Origin of the sequence: Undibacterium sp. Ji50W, assembly GCF_049340445.1 — a bacterium.
Lineage (GTDB): Bacteria > Pseudomonadota > Gammaproteobacteria > Burkholderiales > Burkholderiaceae_D > Undibacterium.
Genome location: NZ_JBMPOX010000012.1, coordinates 150,191 through 168,324 on the forward strand (window position 1 = coordinate 150,191; position 18,134 = coordinate 168,324).

The window sequence follows — 18,134 nt, forward strand, 5'->3', positions numbered from 1 at the left end:
TCTCCTTTGGGGGGTACAGGGTTGGTATGTTAAGCATCATTCAGGATAGCAAAAAAAGGATGCAAGCTCAGTTCGCCAGGAATGCCAGCGCTTTGGGTACGAAGTTCTCGTGGTACTGGAACACCCCGCCATGGCCAGCATCAGGGTAGATGATCAACTGGCTATGCGGCAGTCGCTTGGCGAGGTCATATGAATTGCTGGTCGGAACCATCCGATCATCATCGCCATTGACCACAAGAACTGGTTGCCTGACCACCGAGAGATCGGCCGGCTGCTTCTGCCCCCACGCGCCGAGCGCCTGAAGCTGCGCCACGTAGGCCCGCACTGTGATTTCCTTGTCGCGGTTCTCTGTGCGTTCTTGCAAGCGCTTCAAGAAGAATTTCCCTGCCTCGATACCGTTCGGCGTGCGCGTGAAGAAAAGATACTGCTTCGGATCCTGGCCGGTGAAGGTCGCACGCAGCAAGTCGTAGTTCGCCACACCTGCCACGGCGCTGATACCCGGGCCACCCGCAGGTCCGGTGCCAGCCAGGATCAGTTTGCGCACCAGATCAGGCTCCTTCAGTACTATCTCTTGCGCGATCATGCCTCCCATCGAGAAGCCAAACAGATCGACCTGTTTGAACCCCTTGGCCTTGATGAAAGTGATGGCGTCGTCCGCCATTTGTTCAATCGTGTTGGCGGGCGTGCCGGAGGATGCACCGACGCCACGATTGTCGAATGCCACGACGTGATGCTTTGCGGAAAACCCATCAAGTACTCGGGGATCCCAGTTGTCCAGGACGGCGGCCAGGTGGACGAGAAACACCACTGGAGTGCCACCGTTTTGTTGCCCGAGTTCACGATACGCGAAGTCCACGCCGCCGGCGGACAGGCTCTGCGTAGGCACATCCTTCCACGTCATCCCCTGTGGCGTGGCCGTAGTGGTTGCCGTGGTTGTATCGACGACCGCTGGATTCGCATCGCTGGCCACGGCAAACGGTGAAACAAGCGGTGAAACAAGCACCACGGACAGCGCCAGCAGGCGAAGGGTAGTTTTTAGTAGAGACGGCATGGCGTGGCTCTTTGGGTAAGGTTGGGGTGAAAACGGAAAAGGTCAGGCTTATGGTCGATAGCGCTCGGCCACCTTCGCTTGTTGAAGATCCGCAAGTAGCGCTTGCCGTGCGGTATCGAGAGCGTCCCAGCGTGCAGCGGTTTGCAGCGGCGGAATGGTGACGAGTTCACGACGATCAAAGCCGACCAGTGCAGCATCAACCAGGTCATCTACTTTCATCATTTCGGCGTAGGTACTGATGTCGATGCCCGCACGCTCCCAAATCTCAGTGTAGGTGCCAGCGGGAAGCACGGCTTGGACATAGACGCCTTTGGGTGAGAGTTCCAAGTGCAGGCCTTGCGAAAGAAACAGTACGAAGGCCTTGGTTGCGCCATAGACCGGCATGTTGAATTCAGGTGCCAGGCCAACGACTGAGCTGATGTTGACGATTGCGCCTTTACCAGCACCTGCCAAGCGCGGAGCAACTGCGTTTGAGAGCCGCGCCAGTGCCGTGATGTTGAGCGCAATGACCCGCTCGACCTGATCGGGGGTTTGCTCGATGAAGCTACCAGACTGTGCCATCCCCGCATTATTGATCAGCGTTGCTATGCGTTCGTCGTCACGCAGACGCGCTTCGACGAGTAGCAGGTCACTGGATTTGGTAAGGTCAGCCGGCAAGACATCGACGGCAACGCCATGTTCCTGGTGTAGGCGGGCTGCAAGGGCATCCAGTCGCACTTTGTCGCGTGCCACCAGCACGAGGTCGTGGCCGCGCCGGGCGAAACGCTCGGCGTAGGTGGCACCAATGCCGGTGGAGGCGCCTGTAATAAGAACGGAAGTAGATGTAGTCATGTGTTTTCTCTCTGGGTGATGAAGGGGCATAGCTCCCTATGGGGGATATCTAAATTGAGGCTGCACCTGCGCGCGGCCCCGCTGACCTTACTGGGCGTTAGCGTCTGCAAGGGGTGGATAGTCGACATCGCCTTCGATGCCACCGCCCAGTTTGTATGCTTCGAAAAGTGTGTTCTTGGTCATGTCGTTTCAGTCGCAGGTGTTGGGAATTTCTGTAATGATGACGATCATAATCTATCTTGTCAAGACTTTGATTACGATTGACATCAATATATAATGAGGCCTTCATACATGCATAAACCCACCGAGGACGAGAAATGAAGATCACCAAGGCCCAGGCGCAGGCCAACCGGGCACATGTTGTCGAGACGGCATCCACCCTGTTCCGGGAGCGCGGCTACGATGGGGTTGGCGTAGCTGATCTGATGGCTGCTGCTGGCTTCACCCACGGCGGCTTCTACAAACACTTCGGCTCCAAGGCCGACCTGATGGCGGAATCGGCAGCCTGCGGCATTGCACATTCCGCAGCGCTGACCGCTGGTGTGGATATGTCGGAGTTCGTGCAGATTTATCTGTCGCGCGCGCACCGCGACACCCGTGCGACCGGCTGCACGATGGCTGCGTTGTGCGGGGATGCCGTGCGTCAACCGGAAGCGGTCCGGACCACGTTTGCGGACGGCATCGAGATCCAGCTGGCTGCGCTGAGCCAGCCGGACACTTCGTTGGCCGGTGCAGACGCAGGCCAGGCGCGAGCCAGGTCCCTCGATATACTGGCGCACGCGGTTGGTGCCATTGTCATGTCGCGCGCCTGCCCGGACGATTCGCCCTTGGCCGACGAAATCCTGTCCATCTGCCGCGACAAGATCCTGGCGTCACTGAGCCCATCCGCGACAACGAGCACGCCTGTGGGCGTATGCACCACCAGTTAAGCTCTGGTTTAATGTAGGATGGGAACTGTCAATTATTGTAATTTAGGTCATCAATTTTCCTTTGTCGACGTTATGGGTATATGTTTCACCCCGTGACACAAATTTTGATTAATTAAGGAGCTTACATGAACAAGAAAGTGCTGATAGCCAGCCTGATGTTGACTGCAGTGACAGGCGCATTTGCGCAAAATCCTACCCCCAAGCAGCGTTATGCCGAAGAAAGCAAACGCGCTTCTGTACGCTATAACGATGATAAAAAACTGTGTGCTGACGCTTCCACTTCATCTGCCAGAATGCAATGCCTGCGTGACGCCAGGGCTGAATACAATGCCGCACTGGCCCAGGCCAAGCAAAACATGAGCAAGCCCCTGCCGGTACCGGCTGCCAAGGCAGAACCGATCTGCCCTGAATGTGGCAAAGTGGTGGCGGTAGAGATGGCCGAGAAGGAAGGCGAGGGCGGTGCACTGGGTGTGATTGCCGGTGGTGTCGCCGGTGCCCTGCTGGGTAACCAGGTAGGTGGTGGTACTGGACGTGACCTGGCCACTATTGCCGGTGCTGCAGGTGGTGCCCTGGCTGGCCACAAAATTGAGCAAAAAGTAAAAACGACCAAGATCTGGAATGTCACGGTCGTGTTTGAAGGCGGTAACAGACTGACCTATAGTTTTGAGCATGATCCCGGCATGGTTTCTGGTGATCTGGTGAGAACTAACGGCAACAGTATCGCCAGACGTTAAACCGGACATATCCTGTCTGGAAACGCATGCTTGTGGTGCGTGACGACGGGCAAATTGACCGGTAAAAGCCGGTCAATTATTTTCTTTTTGGAAACCGTTCCTTAAGCACAACTACATTCTTGCCAAGCCTAATCCCAGCAGTTAGACTTAAGCGACTGTCCACCCCATTCTTGCTGAGAAGGTTGTGCTATGAAGCGGTACTCTTGCAACGCTACTCCTTCTAATAGTACTGCACGGCAACTGGTGCGCTGGATGCTACTGGCAGCATTGATGACAGTAGGTTTTGCTGCCCACGCGAATGAATCCTGCAAGGGCTTGCTGGCAACCGGCAATCCTGAATATCCTCCCTATCTGTGGCGTGACCCTGAAGATGAAAATCGCCTGATAGGTGCCAATGCCGAATGGATGCAACTGCTGTCCAAGGAAATCGGTGTGCCCATTGATGTGAAATATGTCGGTCCCTGGGGCAGGGTGCAGGAAGAAGCAAAATTGGGCCGTGTCGATTTGTTGGCCGGTGCATTCTTTACCCAGCCACGGCTGGAATACATGGATTATTTCTATCCGGCTTTTCGTGAAACACGCACCGTGATCTGGACGCGCAGCAATTTCAATCTGCCTTACAAGAAGTGGGCAGATCTGGCTGGCAAACAGGGTGTGACGGTGATCAATAATAGTTTTGGTGAAGAGTTCGACCGCTATGCCAAGGAATCACTGAAAATTTCCATGGTGCCCAGCCTGGAACAGGCCTTGAAGATGTTGAGCCTGTCGCGTGCCGATTATCTGATCTATGAAGAAGACCCTGGCCTGGCCTATGTAGCCAAGCTGAATATTACGGGACTGAAAACGGTCTCGCCGCCCATCACGAATGAAAATCTGTATCTGACTCTGTCGCATAAATCACCCTGCAATACACCGGAAATGCGCGGGCGAATTGCCAAGGCCGTATATAAACTGGATAAACAGAACGTGATGAATAAATTGATAGTGTCGAATATACAGTTATGGCGCAAGCAGCAATCGAAGTAGCTGCCGCTGACAACAGGTAATCCATTGCGTACGCTTTCTCTCAGACAAATTCTTATTCTTGGTGTTGTAGTGGGGATAGTGTTGCCAGCGACCGTGCTGGGGCGTTTTCTGGTGCAAGACCGCTATGAACGCGAGTTGCAATTACGTGTACGTAATCCCATGTCGCAATATGCCGACATGTTGTCCAGGGCCATGGCAGTACCAGTCTGGACGCTGGACAAGGCAGTGGCGAATCAATTTATCCAGGCCGTCATGCGCAATCCCGAAGTGGTCAGCGTTGAAGTATTTGACGAGTCCAAATCCATCTTTGCGCGTAGTGCCAAATTCAAGAAAGCGGATGCCAAATTCCTGCACGAGGAAAGACCCATCCTGCTGGAAACCAAAGTGATCGGCACGGTCATGCTGGAACTGACCACAGAACACATAGAAAAAGAATTGTGGGCCGACTTTCTCAAACTGGGGCTGGCCCTGGTGGTGCAGGTGGTGTTTTCATTCATCCTGATCTGGTTTCTGTTCGAGCGGCGTATCGTCAGGCCGATACAGGAATTGCAACTGGCGACGGGCCGGCTGGCACGCGGCAAACTGGATCAACCGCTGGAATGGCTGCGGCAGGATGAAATCGGTAACCTGGCGCAGGGGCTGGATAAAATGCGCCTGAACCTGGGGCGTTTAATCACAGAGCGCGAAGCTCAAAACGTTGTTCTGCAACAGGAATTGAATGAGCGCTTGCGTGCTGAGCAGGCACTGAAGATTACCGAAGAAAAATTCATCGGCATCTTCCAGGCATCCCCGGTCGCCATGACAGTCTTGCGCAAGGCACAGCATTACAGCATGATCGACGTCAATCATGCCTGGGTCAGGCAGTTTTTGTGGTCACATGATGAAATCCTGGGTGATGCCGACACCCAGCAAGCTTTATGGCGCAGTGAAAATGATTTCTTTGAAATTCTGCGTATTGTTGAGCGCGATGGTGAAATCCACGATTACGAAGCCTGGCTGACTTGTGGCCGGCAAGAAAAAATCATTCTCTGCCAGGTATCGGGGCGCATGATACGGCTGGGAAATGAGCCTCTGATCATCCTGGTGCAGGAAGACATTACCGAAAAACGCCAGAACGAACAAGAAATCCGGAATATGAATACCACGCTGGAAAGACGGGTATCAGAAAGAACCCAGGCACTGGAAGCAGCCAATAGCGAATTGACAGTGGTGCTGGAAAACCTGCAGCGCGCCCAGCGCGAGCTGTTGCGTACCGAAAAAATGGCGGCACTCGGTTCGCTGGTGGCAGGTATTGCGCATGAACTGAATACCCCTATCGGTACCAGTGTCACGGTGGCCAGTACGCTGGCGCAGCATACCGATGATGTCTTGCTCGAATTTGACAAAGGCATGCGTCGCTCGGTATTGGAAGAATATCTAAGGAATGCCAAGACCGGGGCTGACTTGCTGTTACGCAACTTGAGCAAGGCATCGGAATTGGTGATCAGCTTCAAACAGGTGGCGGTAGACCGCACCAGTGCCAACCGTCGCCTGTTTGCCCTGGATGAAATGCTGTCCGAACTGATCGTTACGCTGGGGCCGACAATACGCAAGACACGTCACGATATCATCCTCAAGGTGCCACCCAAGCTGATGATGGACAGTTACCCCGGACCTCTGGGGCAGGTGCTCACTAACTTGATCAACAATGCCTTCATCCATGCGTTTGAAGGGGATTATCGTGGGACTGTATCTATCACGGCACGGGTAGTCGATGAGAAATTTGCAGAAATCGTCGTCAGCGATGATGGCAAGGGGATACTGGAAGCAAATCTTGGCCGCATTTTTGACCCCTTCTTTACCACCAGACTGGGGCAAGGTGGTAGCGGTCTGGGCTTGAATATTGCCTATAACCTGGTCAGCGAAGTGCTGTGTGGCAATATCGTGGTGGAAAGTGCGCTGAATAAGGGAACCAGTTTCAGAATCACCCTGCCGCTGTCGCCAAAACTGAATGACGATGAGCAAGACAGCGCCGAATGAAAGCCGGGACCGGCTAGCGTGGTAGTGGCTACATCTGATAAAGTCGCGTCATGACAAAATTAAGCTTAGATAAAATCTTGCAGTCGCAAGGATTTGGAACCCGGAAATACTGTCGCGATCTGGTGGAAGATGGCGAAGTGAGCGTGAATGGCGAAGTGGTACGCAGTACCAAGATGAGCTTTGAAACCAGTGAGCTGCAATTCCATATTTTTGATGAAGACTGGAAATACCGTGAACGCGTGTATATCGTGCTCAATAAACCGCCGAATTTTGAATGCTCGCGCAAGCCCAGTCATCACCCCGGCGTGTTGACGCTGTTGCCGGAACAATTTAGCTGGCGTGACGTACAGCCGGTCGGACGTCTGGATCATGACACGACCGGCATGTTGTTGATGTCGGATGACGGCCCGTTTATTCATACACAATCCTCACCCAAACGGCATGTGCCCAAGGTGTACCAGGCAACTACCGCAGAGCCGGTGACAGAGGAACTGGTCAAGTTGTTGTTGCAAGGCGTCAAACTACATGATGAACCTGCTCCACTGGCAGCAGTGCATTGCCAGAAGCTGGATGAATATCTGATAGAAATCGTGCTGGAACAGGGCAAGTATCACCAGGTCAAGCGCATGCTGGCAGCAGCAGGCAACCATTGCGCCGCCCTGCAGCGCACCGCCTTAGGCAAGCTGACGCTGGCTTCGCTGGGTATTGCGGAAGGTGAATGGTGTTACTTGACACCCGAACAACTGGGCTTGCTGGTACCATAGGGATAGGAAAGACAATAAGTCAGTAGCGCTGTAGATGGTTTGCTTGTAGTTTGTTGGTTTCAACCATGAAATCGGGAAGCACAACTGCTGTTTGGCAGGTATCGCTTCCGTGAATTGAATAAAGGAACGCACATGCCAGTCATTGCCATTGTCAATCCCAAGGGCGGGGTAGGAAAAAGCACGGTTGCTACCAATCTGGCAGGCTATTTTGCTGCGCAGGGGCACAAGGTGATGCTGGGCGATACCGATGTACAGCAATCATCGCGTACCTGGCTGTCTTTACGTCCTGCCAATCTGGCTGTTATCCATCCCTGGGATATTGCTGACGGCAATGTGTTGAAACCACCAAAAGGAACCACCCATGTGGTGTTGGATACCCCGGCTGGCTTGAAGGGTAACAAGCTGGAAGCGGTGCTGAAACTGGCCGACAAGGTCATAGTCCCTTTGCAGGCGTCGATTTTTGATATTCTGGCGACTGAGGATTTTTTGAAATCCCTGTCCAAAATGAAGCTGAACGGCCAGATAGGCATACTGGGCATGCGGGTGAATACCCGCAGCCGTGCCGCCGATCAGTTGGGCCATTATGTCGGCCAACTGGGTTTGCCGGTGCTGGGATTTTTGCGCGATACCCAGAACTACATACAACTGGCGGCCCATGGTGCCACACTGTGGGACGTGGCTCCATCCCGCGTCGAGAAGGACTTGCCGCAGTGGGAAGAAGTCTTGAAGTGGCTGAAAAATAGTTAGTGTTGATTGTTCTGGCGCCTGGGAAATGCGTATGACAACTTCGTGAAATTTGGAAAAACTTCCCGATTTACTCCCCTCTATTTGCCGTAGATCACTATAATGCCGCTTGCTTGAAGAGAAGGCAAAATTCTCTTTTGTGATCAAAGACTTGCGGCATGCATCTTACTATTTTTGAAACTCCCCTCATCAATGCGTTCATGCGCTATCTGTCTCTCCTGGGTTTGCGCCTGGCAGGATGGAAAGTCGAGGGCATCGTCCCGACAGAGCAGAAATATGTATTGATCGCGGCACCGCATACCAGCAACTGGGATTTCCCGGTCACGCTGGCAGTCTGTTTTGCCTTGCGCCTGCGGGTGTACTGGATGGGCAAGTCCAGCCTGTTTCCACCTGTCATAGGCGGCATCATGCGCTGGTTGGGCGGGATTGCGGTAGACCGTAGCAAATCGGGCAACCTGGTGCAGGGTACGGTGGATGCCTTCAATGAGAATCAGCGACTGACAGTGATCGTGCCGCCAGAAGGAACCCGGGACAAGGTAACGCACTGGAAAACTGGCTTTTATTACATCGCCGTGGGCGCGGGCGTTCCTATCGCACTGGGATACCTGGATTTCAAGCGTAAAGCTGGTGGCATAGGCAAGATGTTTGTGCCTACAGGGGATATCGCTGTCGACATGGCGCAGATTCAAGAGTTCTATTGCGGTATTTCAGGCAAGAACCCCCAGCAGTTTGATAGCGAAACGATACAGACCTGCAAGAAAAATCAACACAGGGATTAAAAGCAGCTTGGCCAGGTCAGTGCATGGCCATCGCTTGCTGCTTCTAAGGTTCCTGGCGCAGGGCTTTTTCAGCCGGTTCCGGCATGGCCGCAGTCTCAGGGGCCAGTTTGCCGCTGTTGCCCTGGGCTGTCAGCAGCCAGCTCATGGGGTTCAGAATAAAGCGTTTGGTCAGCGCTTCGCATTTTTCATGCGCGCACAGCCAGACGATGGCCATCGATACCAGAGCAGAAATCAGCAGTGCCAGTCCGTTGTCAAGCTTGAAGATATGCCGCAAGACACCTGTTTCCTGCAAGATGATCAGCGCCATGCCATGCCATACCAGTACATAAATCGAGCGTTGACCGATGCCGGACAGACGCAAATTCTTTTGTGCCAGCAAATACAGGACAGACAGGCCAATGACGGTCGACACCGCATATTGTAGTAACTGGTAGGCCGAACCGGCCAGCGTCGCCATTTCCAGTCTGTGCAGGGAATAACTGCCATAGAACCAGCGATAATCAAAATCGCTTTGCAGCATGAAAGAACCGATGAAGGCGGCCACTACCACGATGGCGCTGAAGATCAGCTTGCCTTTTTTCTTGTCTGACAGCCCACGATGACCGAGTTGCCAGCCCAATAAAAAATAGGGGAAGAAGACCAGCGTCCTTGATGCGCCAAGGAAATAACCCGCATGTTCGGAATAGCTGCCCACCAAAGACAGTGCCAGTGCCAGCATGACCGGGAACTGTATGCGCGCAAACAGCGGCAATAGAAGCCGCCAGCACAGCAAACTCAGCAGATACCAAAGCATCCAGTAAGGTGCCACCAGATTGGCATACACGCTGACACTACCCCTGAGGGCAAATTCTGTCAGCTCATAAATGATTTCAAAGGCCAGCAAGGGCGCGAGTACGCCAGAAATCAGCTGGCCAGCACTTTTTTCATTCCATTGTGCTTTGGAAAACATGCCAGACATGAGTGCAAACATCGGCATGTGAAAGGCGTAGACAAAAATCCAGATGGAACGCAAGACATGATCTTCACCGACATATATTTCAATCAGATGGCCAAAAACCACCAGAAATATCAAAACGGCTTTGATATTGTCTATGCTGGAATTTCGGTCGGAAAGAGTGGGGGAGCTTGACATGCGATTAATACAAATGCTTGAAATGTCGTCATGATAGCGAAATCAGCTAGTGTTTTACACCCTTAGTTTGTAACGAAATTTGATTTTAAGTTACTGTGTATCATTTTTTTGGACAAAATTACCGCCCCGGTTTTATCAAACGGTCACTTAATTTAAGTAAAATAAAGGGAACTTATGCTGGATTATCTTCTCAAAAAAGTTTCCGCATGGAAAAATATGTGGAAAATTGCATTAAAATTATGTAGCAGTCAAACGCAGAATGTTTGCCAGATAAGGTAGGTATGCCGAAAGACAGGTCAAAGGCGAGCTTGTTAAGTGAGCAACTGGATTTTGAATCGATCAATGGCGAATCCGGGGCGCCAGAGAATGGTGCGCTGGAATTCGAAGTAGAGCCACCGGCATCCGCTGCCAAATCTGCATCGTCGGCTGCTCAAAGACCAGCCGCAGCGAGCAAGCGCCCGGCACCCAAGAAACCGGCGCTGGAAAGAAAACCTGTCAAAGTAGCAAAAGCGTCTGAACCCGATCATTTTGGTCGTTATGCTGCCCTGATTATCTTGTGTGGATTTGCTATTTTATTGGCAATTTTCTTCTACTTTCGCACCCCAACTGGCAATGCGGCCGGTCTTAGCTATATCGAACTACCGCAACAGGTGGCGTATGTGGAGGGACAGGTGGTGCGTATGAAGGTCACCATACAGGTGAGGGACGAAGACAGGGAATGGCTGTTCGAAAATAAAAAGACCCTTGCTACTTATTACCAGATTGAGCTGGCCAAGGTGAATCCCGACGACCTGCATTCGGAAGCGGGGTTTGAACTGGTCAGGGTACAATTGAAGGATGGTCTGAACAAGGCCCTGAAAACCGACAAGATAGAGTCGGTATTGATTAATGAGCTGCTCATGCAAAACCGCGACCCTGACTAGTGGGCTGTTACAGTCCGCTAGTCAACACGCTCTGGATCGCTGTGTAAAAAAAGCCCGGATGGTCTTCAATGACTATCCGGGCTTTTTGTTTTCTAAAACCTGCTGACTGAGGTATCAGCACGTCAGTGCCATATCAATCCATTCAATCCATTCAGGCAGTGACTGACAGGCCCTGAGTCTGGTCTTGTGGTGGAACGGCATAGGCGCGCAGCAGTTGCAGGGCCTTTTTGAAGATGGCCGCGTCACTGGTGTTGCTGGTGCTGTCCGTGCCAGAACTTGCTGTCGTGCTGCTGGTGCCCGAGGTAGTGCCAGTGCTGGTGCCAGTACCAGTACTGTCGTTGCTGGTCGTGGTACCGGAAGAACTGCTGGTCGTGCTGGCACCAGTGCTTGCCGTGCTGCTGGTGGAGGCAGTCTTTTCAAGATAGGCAATCGATTCCTGTATGCTGACCTTGCCATCCTGATTGGTATCGGCTGCCTCAAAGTTCTGTGCCACCTGCGTCAGGGCTGCGCCCGCACTGCTATTGCTTTCGCCTACTTTCGAGGCAAGATCTGTCAACTGGGTTTTGTCCAGGCCGCCGTCTCCACCTGGTCCGCCTCCTCCGTCGGGTGGTGGTGGCGGACGCGAGCCGCTGGTGCGACGTGCATTGAACTGGCTTTCCAGCTCATCACTTAATTTCTTGATGCCGCTGCTGAATTCATCCTTGGTGACCTTGCCATCGCCATCACTGTCGAGTTTCTTGAACAAGTCATTGACGGTGGAGGAACTGGACGTGTTGCTCGTACCGGCACTGGACGTGCTACTGGCCGTACTGGTCGTGCTTGAGCTGGTCGTGCTGGATGAAGTATCTGAGATGTTTCCAAATGCTGTTTCCAGATCCGAGATTTCCAGGTAACCCTGGTTTTTCGTATCCAGCTTGGAAAATACACTGTCCGCTATTTTGGCCGGATCGCCGCGCCCATGTCTTTGAACGCCACTGCTGGCCTGGGAAAAATAATTGCTACTGCCGCTAACGCCACTTACGCTTGTCATCGCATTCTCCTGGAAGTCAAACCACTATCAGTCAGATGTCAGTGTGACATCACGATGTTGCCTGCTTGTGTCGGCTTTGTATCGGTGCTGATACAAAATCGGGGGAAATGTAAAGATGCGTGGTGAGGAGGCGCGGTCTGTAACAAATGGACTGGATTTTAATGACGTGGCAAATGCAGTTCTGCTACCAGGCCAGTCCCTTCCGTGCGATTGCTGAGTATCAGTGAGCCACGGTGTCGTCTGGCTATTTCCCTGGCAATACTCAGGCCCAGTCCTACGCCGCCGCTGTTTTTATTCCGCGATGTGGCCAGGCGGACAAAAGGTGAAAATACGTTTTCCAGTTCCCGCTCAGGGATACCCGGCCCCTGATCTGTAATGCGTATGACCAGTTCGGCATCGCTGTCCTGCAGGCAGATGTCGGCAGACGTGCCGTAGAAAATGGCATTCTCCAGCACATTGCAAAGGCAGCGCCTGAGTTCGTTCGGGAATGCCAGCAGTGGCTTGGCCGTGCCCTGCATGCTGATGGCTTTGCCTTCATCCTGCATATTGTCGACAATGGCAGTGACGAGGGAACTGACATCCAGCATTTGCAGTGTTTCTTCGCTGCCGCGCAGATATTCCAGGGTGGCGTCCAGCATGAGACGCATTTCTTCTATGTCCTGCAAGAGTTTTTCGCCGTTACCATCTTCATGCAACTGGACAAGGCGCAATTTCATGCGCGTCAATGGTGTCCGCAGATCATGCGAAACCGCAACCAGAAAGCGTTCTCTTTCTTCCATTTGCTGATACAGGCGTTGCTGCATCTGGTTGAATACCAGTGCGCTTTGCCGGGCTTCTTCCGGGCCTGTCTCAGGTATGGGCGTGGGTTTTTTTGCATCCCCCAGCGTACTGGCAGCGGCAGCCAGGTCTTGCATGGGGCGGGCCAGGCTGCGTGAGCCTATCCATGCGGCAATTGCCAGCACCAGCAGTTGCAGCAGCATGCTCAGGGTAAAGCCCATCAAAGGGCCATCCAGCAAGCCGGGTGCCTGATGATGGTGCAGATGCGGGCCGGGCCGGGGTGGCTGCCGGTGATCACCCAGAAATACAAACATCAATATAAAGGTGGCGATATGGCTGACTACAACGGCGGCCATGGCCAGACCAAACAGGCGGCTGAAAATGGTGTCGCGAAACAGTCGTTTCATTTCAGGCTGGCGCTGAACATATAGCCTTCACCACGTATGGTTTTCAGCATGCTGGGATGACGCGGATCATCCCCCAGTTTTTGCCGCAATCTGGATACCAGCAAGTCTATGCTGCGATCAAATACTTCGCTGGACTTATTGCGGGCAATGTCCAGTAGCTGATCCCGGCTTAGTACCTGGCCAGGCCGGCGGATGAATGCATGCAGCAGGCGAAATTCGGCATTTGACAATGGGATCACCAGTTTGTCCGGACTGCGCAACTGGCGGGTCGCCAGATGCAGGGTCCAGGATGCAAAACGCAGTTCCGCCGGCTGGTTTTCTGCCGTTTCATGGGTTTGCCTTACCGCCGTGCTGCAGCGCCTGACCACACTTTGTATGCGCGCCACCAGTTCACGTGCATCCAGCGGTTTGATCAGATAATCGTCGGCACCGGATTCCAGCCCGAGTATCTTGTCGGCGAATTCGCCTCTTGCCGTCAGCATGATGACCGGTGTTGTTGCATGGCGGCGCAGCTTGCGTAGCAAAGTCAGTCCATCATCGCCCGGCAACATCAAATCGAGCAAAATGACATCGAAATCCTGCGCCTGGATTGCTGCCTGCATCGCTACGCCATCCTGTACGGCAACACAACTGATATCGAATTTTTCCAGGTAATTGCTCAGCAATTGACCTATGTCAGCATCATCATCCACCAGCAATACTTGGAGACGTCCTGTGTTTACTGGCAAATCACAACTCCCTGACAAACCTGAGCAGTTTGTCGAGCGCATGCACTACGGTTTGCTCGCGTACTGCCTGGCGGTCGCCGGCAAAGACCAGCCTTTCTGTATGCGTGATGCCACCAACATGCCAGCCAAAACAGATGGTGCCTACAGGTTTGCCCGGCATCGCACCGGTAGGGCCGGCAATGCCGGTGGTGGAAAGAGAAATATGTGCTTCTGAATTGGCAATCGCACCTTGCGCCATGGCTGCCGCGATTTCTTCGCTGACGGCACCATTCTGCGCAATCAGTGCCGCAGGAATATCCAGCAACTCAATCTTCGATGAATTGGAATAAGTGACAAAACCACAGTCAAACCATTCTGAAGAACCGGCAATTTCTGTAATTGCGTGGGCGACCCCACCGCCGGTACATGATTCTGCAATGGTAAGTATTAGCTTTCTGGATTTGAGTTCTTCACCGACTTGTGCTGCGAGTTCAAGGGCATTTTTCATGATTTGTCTCCTGTCTGGTTACTACGGCATGACGTGTATAAACTTACTTTACCACCATGTCTGGCAGGAAGTGAAGCAAAGACAGCATAGTGTTTGTAAATCATCTGGAATTGATGAGACAGGAAAAGAAAGCCAGTCTCTATTCGCGATGAGATACTGATGAAGACGAATTCATGAAAAATCTTCAAAATTTACGGCATATGCAAAATAATAGGACTGCCTGAAAGCAGCTTGATTTAAATGGAGGCGACAAGTACCTTCACACACACCGTAAGTCTTAAATAAGTGCCTTGTATCAATTGTGCCTTAGAACGTGTTTGCGATCTTACTGTGCGAGCGTGATCGGGGCTCATGCGCTGCTCAAAATGCTCATGGTCTTAAGTACATTCCGCTTTTTGCGCGGCTCTTCACCCCGCTGACGTTCGCTCGCTACAGATCGTAAACACGTTCTTCTGTTTAAATCACGACTGATATCAAAAAAAACATTTCTGAAAAACGCATATCAGAGTATGATTTTTTATAGCAATTATTAATGCTCTTGCATTATTAGAATGCATTCATGCTGTTCATGAAATGCGTTCTGGGCAATTTGCTGACTGGCGTATCAATTTCCAGACATAAAAAGAGAGACATGTAGTCGCTGTCCCCTCATCTAAAGGAGATGCCCTATGAAAATCGAGACTCTGTTCCAGCAACAAAATGCTTTGCCTTCCATTCCCAAGGTTGTGCAGGAAGTGATAGACAGTTTTAATAACGATGATGTGTCTATCGACGAAATTGCCAGGAAACTCTCGGCGGACCAGGTACTCAGTGCCAAGTTGTTGCGTCTGGCAAATTCATCCTATTACCATGCGTCAAGAACGGTGGGTTCTGTCGATGATGCGGTATTGATGCTGGGCTTTATGACGGTACGTACGCTGGTCGTCAGCAGCGGCCTGACCAGCGGTTTCAAATCTATGCCGGGTGTCGATCTCAAGCAATTCTGGCGTTACAGCCTGCATACTGCGGTAGTAGCAAAATGGCTGGCAAAAAAAGCCCGTGCCAATTCAGACTTTGCCTTTACCGTTGGTTTGATGCATGCCATTGGACAACTGGTTATGCATGCAGGCATGCCTGAACAAATGCTGCAGGTCGATAAAATAGCCGGCCCCCTCGATGTCCGCAGGCCAGATGTGGAACGCACCTCGTTTGGGTATGATTTTTTTGATGTCGGTGCCGAACTGTCAAAGCGCTGGCGTTTCCCCGACAGTTTTGCGACGGCGATCAAGGCTTGTGCCGAACCTTTGCAGCAGGCCGAGTTTGATCAGATCGGTGCCGTGGTTCATGTGGCATCCTGGTGTGCCCGCGGTGAAGAAAATCATTATTCGAAAGAGGAACAAGAGGCAACCTTCCCTACCGATGTAGCGCAGAAATTGGGACTCAAACCCGAAGTGATCACGGTTGACATGCCGCCTTTGAGTGAACTGAGCGCCGGTCTTGAAGACTTGCTGGGCTAATCCAGCCGCAGGAAAGACTGAAGCAGGGCAGATAAGCCTGGCGCTTATCTGCCCTGTATGCTACTTGCTTGCTTGCTGGGCTTGAATGCCCTGTATATCCATGGCGACTGCTTCGGCAACCCGGATGCCATCGACGGCAGCAGATAAAATCCCGCCCGCATAGCCTGCACCTTCACCCGCCGGGAACAAACCACGGGTGTTCAGACTCTGCAAATCACCGTCATTGCGTTTGATGCGGATGGGTGATGAAGTCCGTGTTTCGACGCCGGTCAGTATCGCGTCCTTCATGGCAAAACCCTTGATCTTCTTGTCAAATTCCGGGATGGCTTCGCGCATGGCCTGTATGGCGAAGTCGGGCAGGGCTTCGGCCAGATCGCACAGGGTGATTCCCGGTTTGTAGGAGGGCTCCACGCTACCAAGCTCAGTCGACGCACGTGCCGCCAGAAAATCACCTATCAACTGGCCGGGGGCATTGTAATTGCTACCGCCCATGGCATACGCCTTTTCTTCCAGCTTCCTTTGTAAATCAATGCCGGCCAGCGGGTCGCCAGGGTAATCCGCTGGCGTAATGCCGACCACGATGGCACTGTTGGCATTGCGTTCATTGCGTGAATATTGACTCATGCCATTCGTGACTACCCGGCCTGGTTCCGATGTGGCAGCCACGACAGTACCACCCGGGCACATGCAAAAACTGTAAACGGAGCGGCCATTCCTGGCATGGTGAACCAATTTGTAATCGGCGGCTCCCAAAATCTCGTTGCCTGCATTCGGGCCAAAGCGCGCCTTGTCAATGACGGATTGCGGGTGCTCAATACGAAAACCTATGGAAAATGGTTTGGCTTCCACATAGATACCGCGCTCCGCAATCATCTTGAAGGTATCTCTGGCGCTGTGACCTATGGCCAGTACCACATGCGATGTGGCGATATATTCGCTGTCGTTCAGGCGCACGCCCTGGACTTCGCCATCCACCACATCGATATCCGTCACTTTTTGCTGGAAACGTATTTCCCCGCCCATGGCTTCTATATTGTGGCGCATTTCCTCTATCATCTTGACCAGACGGAAGGTGCCGATATGGGGCTTGCTCACATACAGTATCTCTTCTGGCGCACCGGCCTTGACGAATTCTGTCAATACCTTGCGGCCATAATGTTTGGGATCTTTGATCTGGCTGTACAACTTGCCGTCAGAGAAAGTGCCGGCACCGCCCTCGCCAAACTGTACATTTGATTCCGGATGCAGTTCACGCTTACGCCACAGACCCCAGGTATCCTTGGTTCGTTCCCTGACTGGTTTCCCGCGTTCCAATACGATAGGGCGAAAACCCATTTCTGCAAGCAAAAGCGCGACAAACAGCCCACAGGGGCCAAAGCCTATGACGACCGGGCGCTGAAATGCCGCATCCCCGGCGCGGGTGACATATTTGTATGCCGTATCCGGGGTGGGGGACAGGCGAGTGCGATTCTTGTGGCGGCGCAATAACTCTTCATCCAGCGTAGTGACGACATCTATCGTATATATAAGAATGATCGCAGTCTTTTTGCGGGCATCATAACCACGGCGGAAAATGGAAAAGCTGACAAGCTCCTGGTCATCGATACCCAGTTCAGTCAATACAGCGGTCCTCAGTTCGGCTTCGGTGTGGTCCAGCGGGAGTTGTAAATCGGTAATGCGCAACATAAATTCGGTCCGGATAACACTAAGCGCCCATTGCTCTTAGCTCTTAAATAGCGACGGGCTGGATTAATGGTTTGATGAATCCCGTATTTTAACCGCATGTGACAGGGGGGTATCAGGATTTCCTTGAGAGTAGATAATGCGGAAGAATAGTAGGGTGCGCCATGCGCACCATTGCATCTACATATGTACAAGGCACGGCCAACCAAAGTCCGGTGCGCGCAGCGCACCCTACAAAACCACCCCAACGCCGCCCAACCAAAGAACCATCCAAATAATTTCCCCAAGGTACTTGCAAAGAAGGGAGAAGGTTTGCTATAGTTCGGCTCCCGCTGAGAAGCGGGTGAGAAATGAAGCAAAGCAAGACTGAAGAAGTGAGCGATTGAATAGATTGCGGAATGATTCGGTTGCTGTGAATACCATGCAACAGTTTAAGTCGTTCGCAAGAGCGAAGAGAAACGAAAAGAGCAGCGGGTGTTGACAGGGGAAGTAAAGTGCTTCATAATCTCGTTTCTCTGCTGCTGACGCACACAACGCTGCGCGGCAAAACTGGACGAATAAGTAGTTCAGTGAGGCAGAAAAGATTACAGTTCT

The 18,134-nt window shown here is 52.5% G+C and carries 17 protein-coding genes; 9 read left to right on the forward strand and 8 right to left on the reverse strand.

Going from position 1 to position 18,134, the window contains the following annotated elements; all coding sequences use genetic code 11:
* Positions 1–67 precede the first annotated feature (67 nt).
* Together ACO0K9_RS17500 and ACO0K9_RS17505 are read right to left on the reverse strand one after the other, a co-directional pair.
* Positions 68–901 (reverse strand): alpha/beta fold hydrolase, encoded by an 834-nt coding sequence (locus ACO0K9_RS17500; RefSeq protein ID WP_422987251.1) that lies wholly within the window; start codon positions 899–901, stop codon positions 68–70.
* 198 nt (positions 902–1,099) lie between these two features.
* On the reverse strand, positions 1,100–1,882 hold the full coding sequence (locus ACO0K9_RS17505) for an SDR family NAD(P)-dependent oxidoreductase (protein WP_422987215.1): 783 nt from the start codon (positions 1,880–1,882) through the stop codon (positions 1,100–1,102).
* 317 nt (positions 1,883–2,199) lie between these two features.
* Here ACO0K9_RS17505 and ACO0K9_RS17510 point away from each other — a divergent pair, with 317 nt between their 5' ends.
* From ACO0K9_RS17510 to ACO0K9_RS17540, 7 genes are all read left to right on the forward strand, one after another.
* Positions 2,200–2,811 (forward strand): TetR/AcrR family transcriptional regulator, encoded by a 612-nt coding sequence (locus ACO0K9_RS17510; protein ID WP_422987217.1) that lies wholly within the window; start codon positions 2,200–2,202, stop codon positions 2,809–2,811.
* Between the two features lie 125 nt (positions 2,812–2,936).
* Positions 2,937–3,545: a glycine zipper 2TM domain-containing protein gene (locus ACO0K9_RS17515; RefSeq protein ID WP_422987219.1), complete on the forward strand. Its 609-nt coding sequence runs from the start codon at positions 2,937–2,939 to the stop codon at positions 3,543–3,545.
* Between the two features lie 189 nt (positions 3,546–3,734).
* A complete protein-coding gene (locus ACO0K9_RS17520) occupies positions 3,735–4,571 on the forward strand; it encodes a substrate-binding periplasmic protein (protein ID WP_422987221.1) in 837 nt (278 codons plus the stop codon).
* A gap of 24 nt (positions 4,572–4,595) precedes the next feature.
* A complete protein-coding gene (locus ACO0K9_RS17525; protein ID WP_422987223.1) occupies positions 4,596–6,590 on the forward strand; it encodes an ATP-binding protein in 1,995 nt (664 codons plus the stop codon).
* Between the two features lie 50 nt (positions 6,591–6,640).
* Positions 6,641–7,354: a pseudouridine synthase gene (locus ACO0K9_RS17530; protein WP_422987225.1), complete on the forward strand. Its 714-nt coding sequence runs from the start codon at positions 6,641–6,643 to the stop codon at positions 7,352–7,354.
* 132 nt (positions 7,355–7,486) lie between these two features.
* Positions 7,487–8,101 (forward strand): AAA family ATPase, encoded by a 615-nt coding sequence (locus ACO0K9_RS17535; protein ID WP_422987227.1) that lies wholly within the window; start codon positions 7,487–7,489, stop codon positions 8,099–8,101.
* Between the two features lie 155 nt (positions 8,102–8,256).
* Complete coding sequence (locus ACO0K9_RS17540) at positions 8,257–8,877, forward strand: lysophospholipid acyltransferase family protein (protein ID WP_422987229.1); 621 nt, start codon at positions 8,257–8,259, stop codon at positions 8,875–8,877.
* Positions 8,878–8,920: 43 nt separating this feature from the next.
* On the opposite strand, the gene ACO0K9_RS17545 is transcribed toward ACO0K9_RS17540, so the two are convergent.
* The gene (locus ACO0K9_RS17545; RefSeq protein WP_422987231.1) at positions 8,921–10,009 is read right to left on the reverse strand and encodes an acyltransferase family protein; all 1,089 of its coding nucleotides are present in this window, start codon (positions 10,007–10,009) and stop codon (positions 8,921–8,923) included.
* Positions 10,010–10,272: 263 nt separating this feature from the next.
* Between ACO0K9_RS17545 and ACO0K9_RS17550 the strand changes: the two genes are divergently transcribed.
* On the forward strand, positions 10,273–10,932 hold the full coding sequence (locus ACO0K9_RS17550) for a flagellar basal body-associated FliL family protein (protein WP_422987233.1): 660 nt from the start codon (positions 10,273–10,275) through the stop codon (positions 10,930–10,932).
* 151 nt (positions 10,933–11,083) lie between these two features.
* On the opposite strand, the gene ACO0K9_RS17555 is transcribed toward ACO0K9_RS17550, so the two are convergent.
* From ACO0K9_RS17555 to ACO0K9_RS17570, 4 genes are all read right to left on the reverse strand, one after another.
* Complete coding sequence (locus ACO0K9_RS17555) at positions 11,084–11,962, reverse strand: EF-hand domain-containing protein (protein ID WP_422987235.1); 879 nt, start codon at positions 11,960–11,962, stop codon at positions 11,084–11,086.
* 158 nt (positions 11,963–12,120) lie between these two features.
* Positions 12,121–13,146 (reverse strand): ATP-binding protein, encoded by a 1,026-nt coding sequence (locus ACO0K9_RS17560; protein WP_422987237.1) that lies wholly within the window; start codon positions 13,144–13,146, stop codon positions 12,121–12,123.
* Positions 13,143–13,874, reverse strand: coding sequence for a response regulator (locus ACO0K9_RS17565; protein WP_422987239.1), 732 nt, complete (start codon positions 13,872–13,874; stop codon positions 13,143–13,145). Before ACO0K9_RS17565 ends, ACO0K9_RS17560 begins: the two co-directional genes overlap by 4 nt.
* A gap of 1 nt (position 13,875) precedes the next feature.
* Entirely contained in the window at positions 13,876–14,361 is a 486-nt protein-coding gene (locus tag ACO0K9_RS17570) for a CinA family protein (RefSeq protein WP_422987241.1), read from the reverse strand.
* Between the two features lie 668 nt (positions 14,362–15,029).
* On the opposite strand from ACO0K9_RS17570, the gene ACO0K9_RS17575 reads away from it, so the two are divergent.
* Positions 15,030–15,857 (forward strand): HDOD domain-containing protein, encoded by an 828-nt coding sequence (locus ACO0K9_RS17575; protein WP_422987243.1) that lies wholly within the window; start codon positions 15,030–15,032, stop codon positions 15,855–15,857.
* A gap of 60 nt (positions 15,858–15,917) precedes the next feature.
* Here the strand turns inward: ACO0K9_RS17575 and ACO0K9_RS17580 are convergent, their stop codons facing one another.
* Complete coding sequence (locus ACO0K9_RS17580) at positions 15,918–17,543, reverse strand: NAD(P)/FAD-dependent oxidoreductase (protein ID WP_422987245.1); 1,626 nt, start codon at positions 17,541–17,543, stop codon at positions 15,918–15,920.
* Positions 17,544–18,134: the final 591 nt, after the last annotated feature.

What these genes read in the sequence shown, in the direction of transcription:
- ACO0K9_RS17500 (WP_422987251.1), bottom strand. Translation starts at nt 901, where the DNA reads ATGACGTGGAAGGATGTGCCTACGCAGAGCCTGTCCGCCGGCGGCGTG.
- ACO0K9_RS17505 (WP_422987215.1), bottom strand. Translation starts at nt 1,882, where the DNA reads ATGACTACATCTACTTCCGTTCTTATTACAGGCGCCTCCACCGGCATT.
- ACO0K9_RS17510 (WP_422987217.1), top strand. Translation starts at nt 2,200, where the DNA reads ATGAAGATCACCAAGGCCCAGGCGCAGGCCAACCGGGCACATGTTGTC.
- ACO0K9_RS17515 (WP_422987219.1), top strand. Translation starts at nt 2,937, where the DNA reads ATGAACAAGAAAGTGCTGATAGCCAGCCTGATGTTGACTGCAGTGACA.
- ACO0K9_RS17520 (WP_422987221.1), top strand. Translation starts at nt 3,735, where the DNA reads ATGAAGCGGTACTCTTGCAACGCTACTCCTTCTAATAGTACTGCACGG.
- ACO0K9_RS17530 (WP_422987225.1), top strand. Translation starts at nt 6,641, where the DNA reads ATGACAAAATTAAGCTTAGATAAAATCTTGCAGTCGCAAGGATTTGGA.
- ACO0K9_RS17535 (WP_422987227.1), top strand. Translation starts at nt 7,487, where the DNA reads ATGCCAGTCATTGCCATTGTCAATCCCAAGGGCGGGGTAGGAAAAAGC.
- ACO0K9_RS17540 (WP_422987229.1), top strand. Translation starts at nt 8,257, where the DNA reads ATGCATCTTACTATTTTTGAAACTCCCCTCATCAATGCGTTCATGCGC.
- ACO0K9_RS17545 (WP_422987231.1), bottom strand. Translation starts at nt 10,009, where the DNA reads ATGTCAAGCTCCCCCACTCTTTCCGACCGAAATTCCAGCATAGACAAT.
- ACO0K9_RS17555 (WP_422987235.1), bottom strand. Translation starts at nt 11,962, where the DNA reads ATGACAAGCGTAAGTGGCGTTAGCGGCAGTAGCAATTATTTTTCCCAG.
- ACO0K9_RS17560 (WP_422987237.1), bottom strand. Translation starts at nt 13,146, where the DNA reads ATGAAACGACTGTTTCGCGACACCATTTTCAGCCGCCTGTTTGGTCTG.
- ACO0K9_RS17570 (WP_422987241.1), bottom strand. Translation starts at nt 14,361, where the DNA reads ATGAAAAATGCCCTTGAACTCGCAGCACAAGTCGGTGAAGAACTCAAA.
- ACO0K9_RS17575 (WP_422987243.1), top strand. Translation starts at nt 15,030, where the DNA reads ATGAAAATCGAGACTCTGTTCCAGCAACAAAATGCTTTGCCTTCCATT.
- ACO0K9_RS17580 (WP_422987245.1), bottom strand. Translation starts at nt 17,543, where the DNA reads ATGTTGCGCATTACCGATTTACAACTCCCGCTGGACCACACCGAAGCC.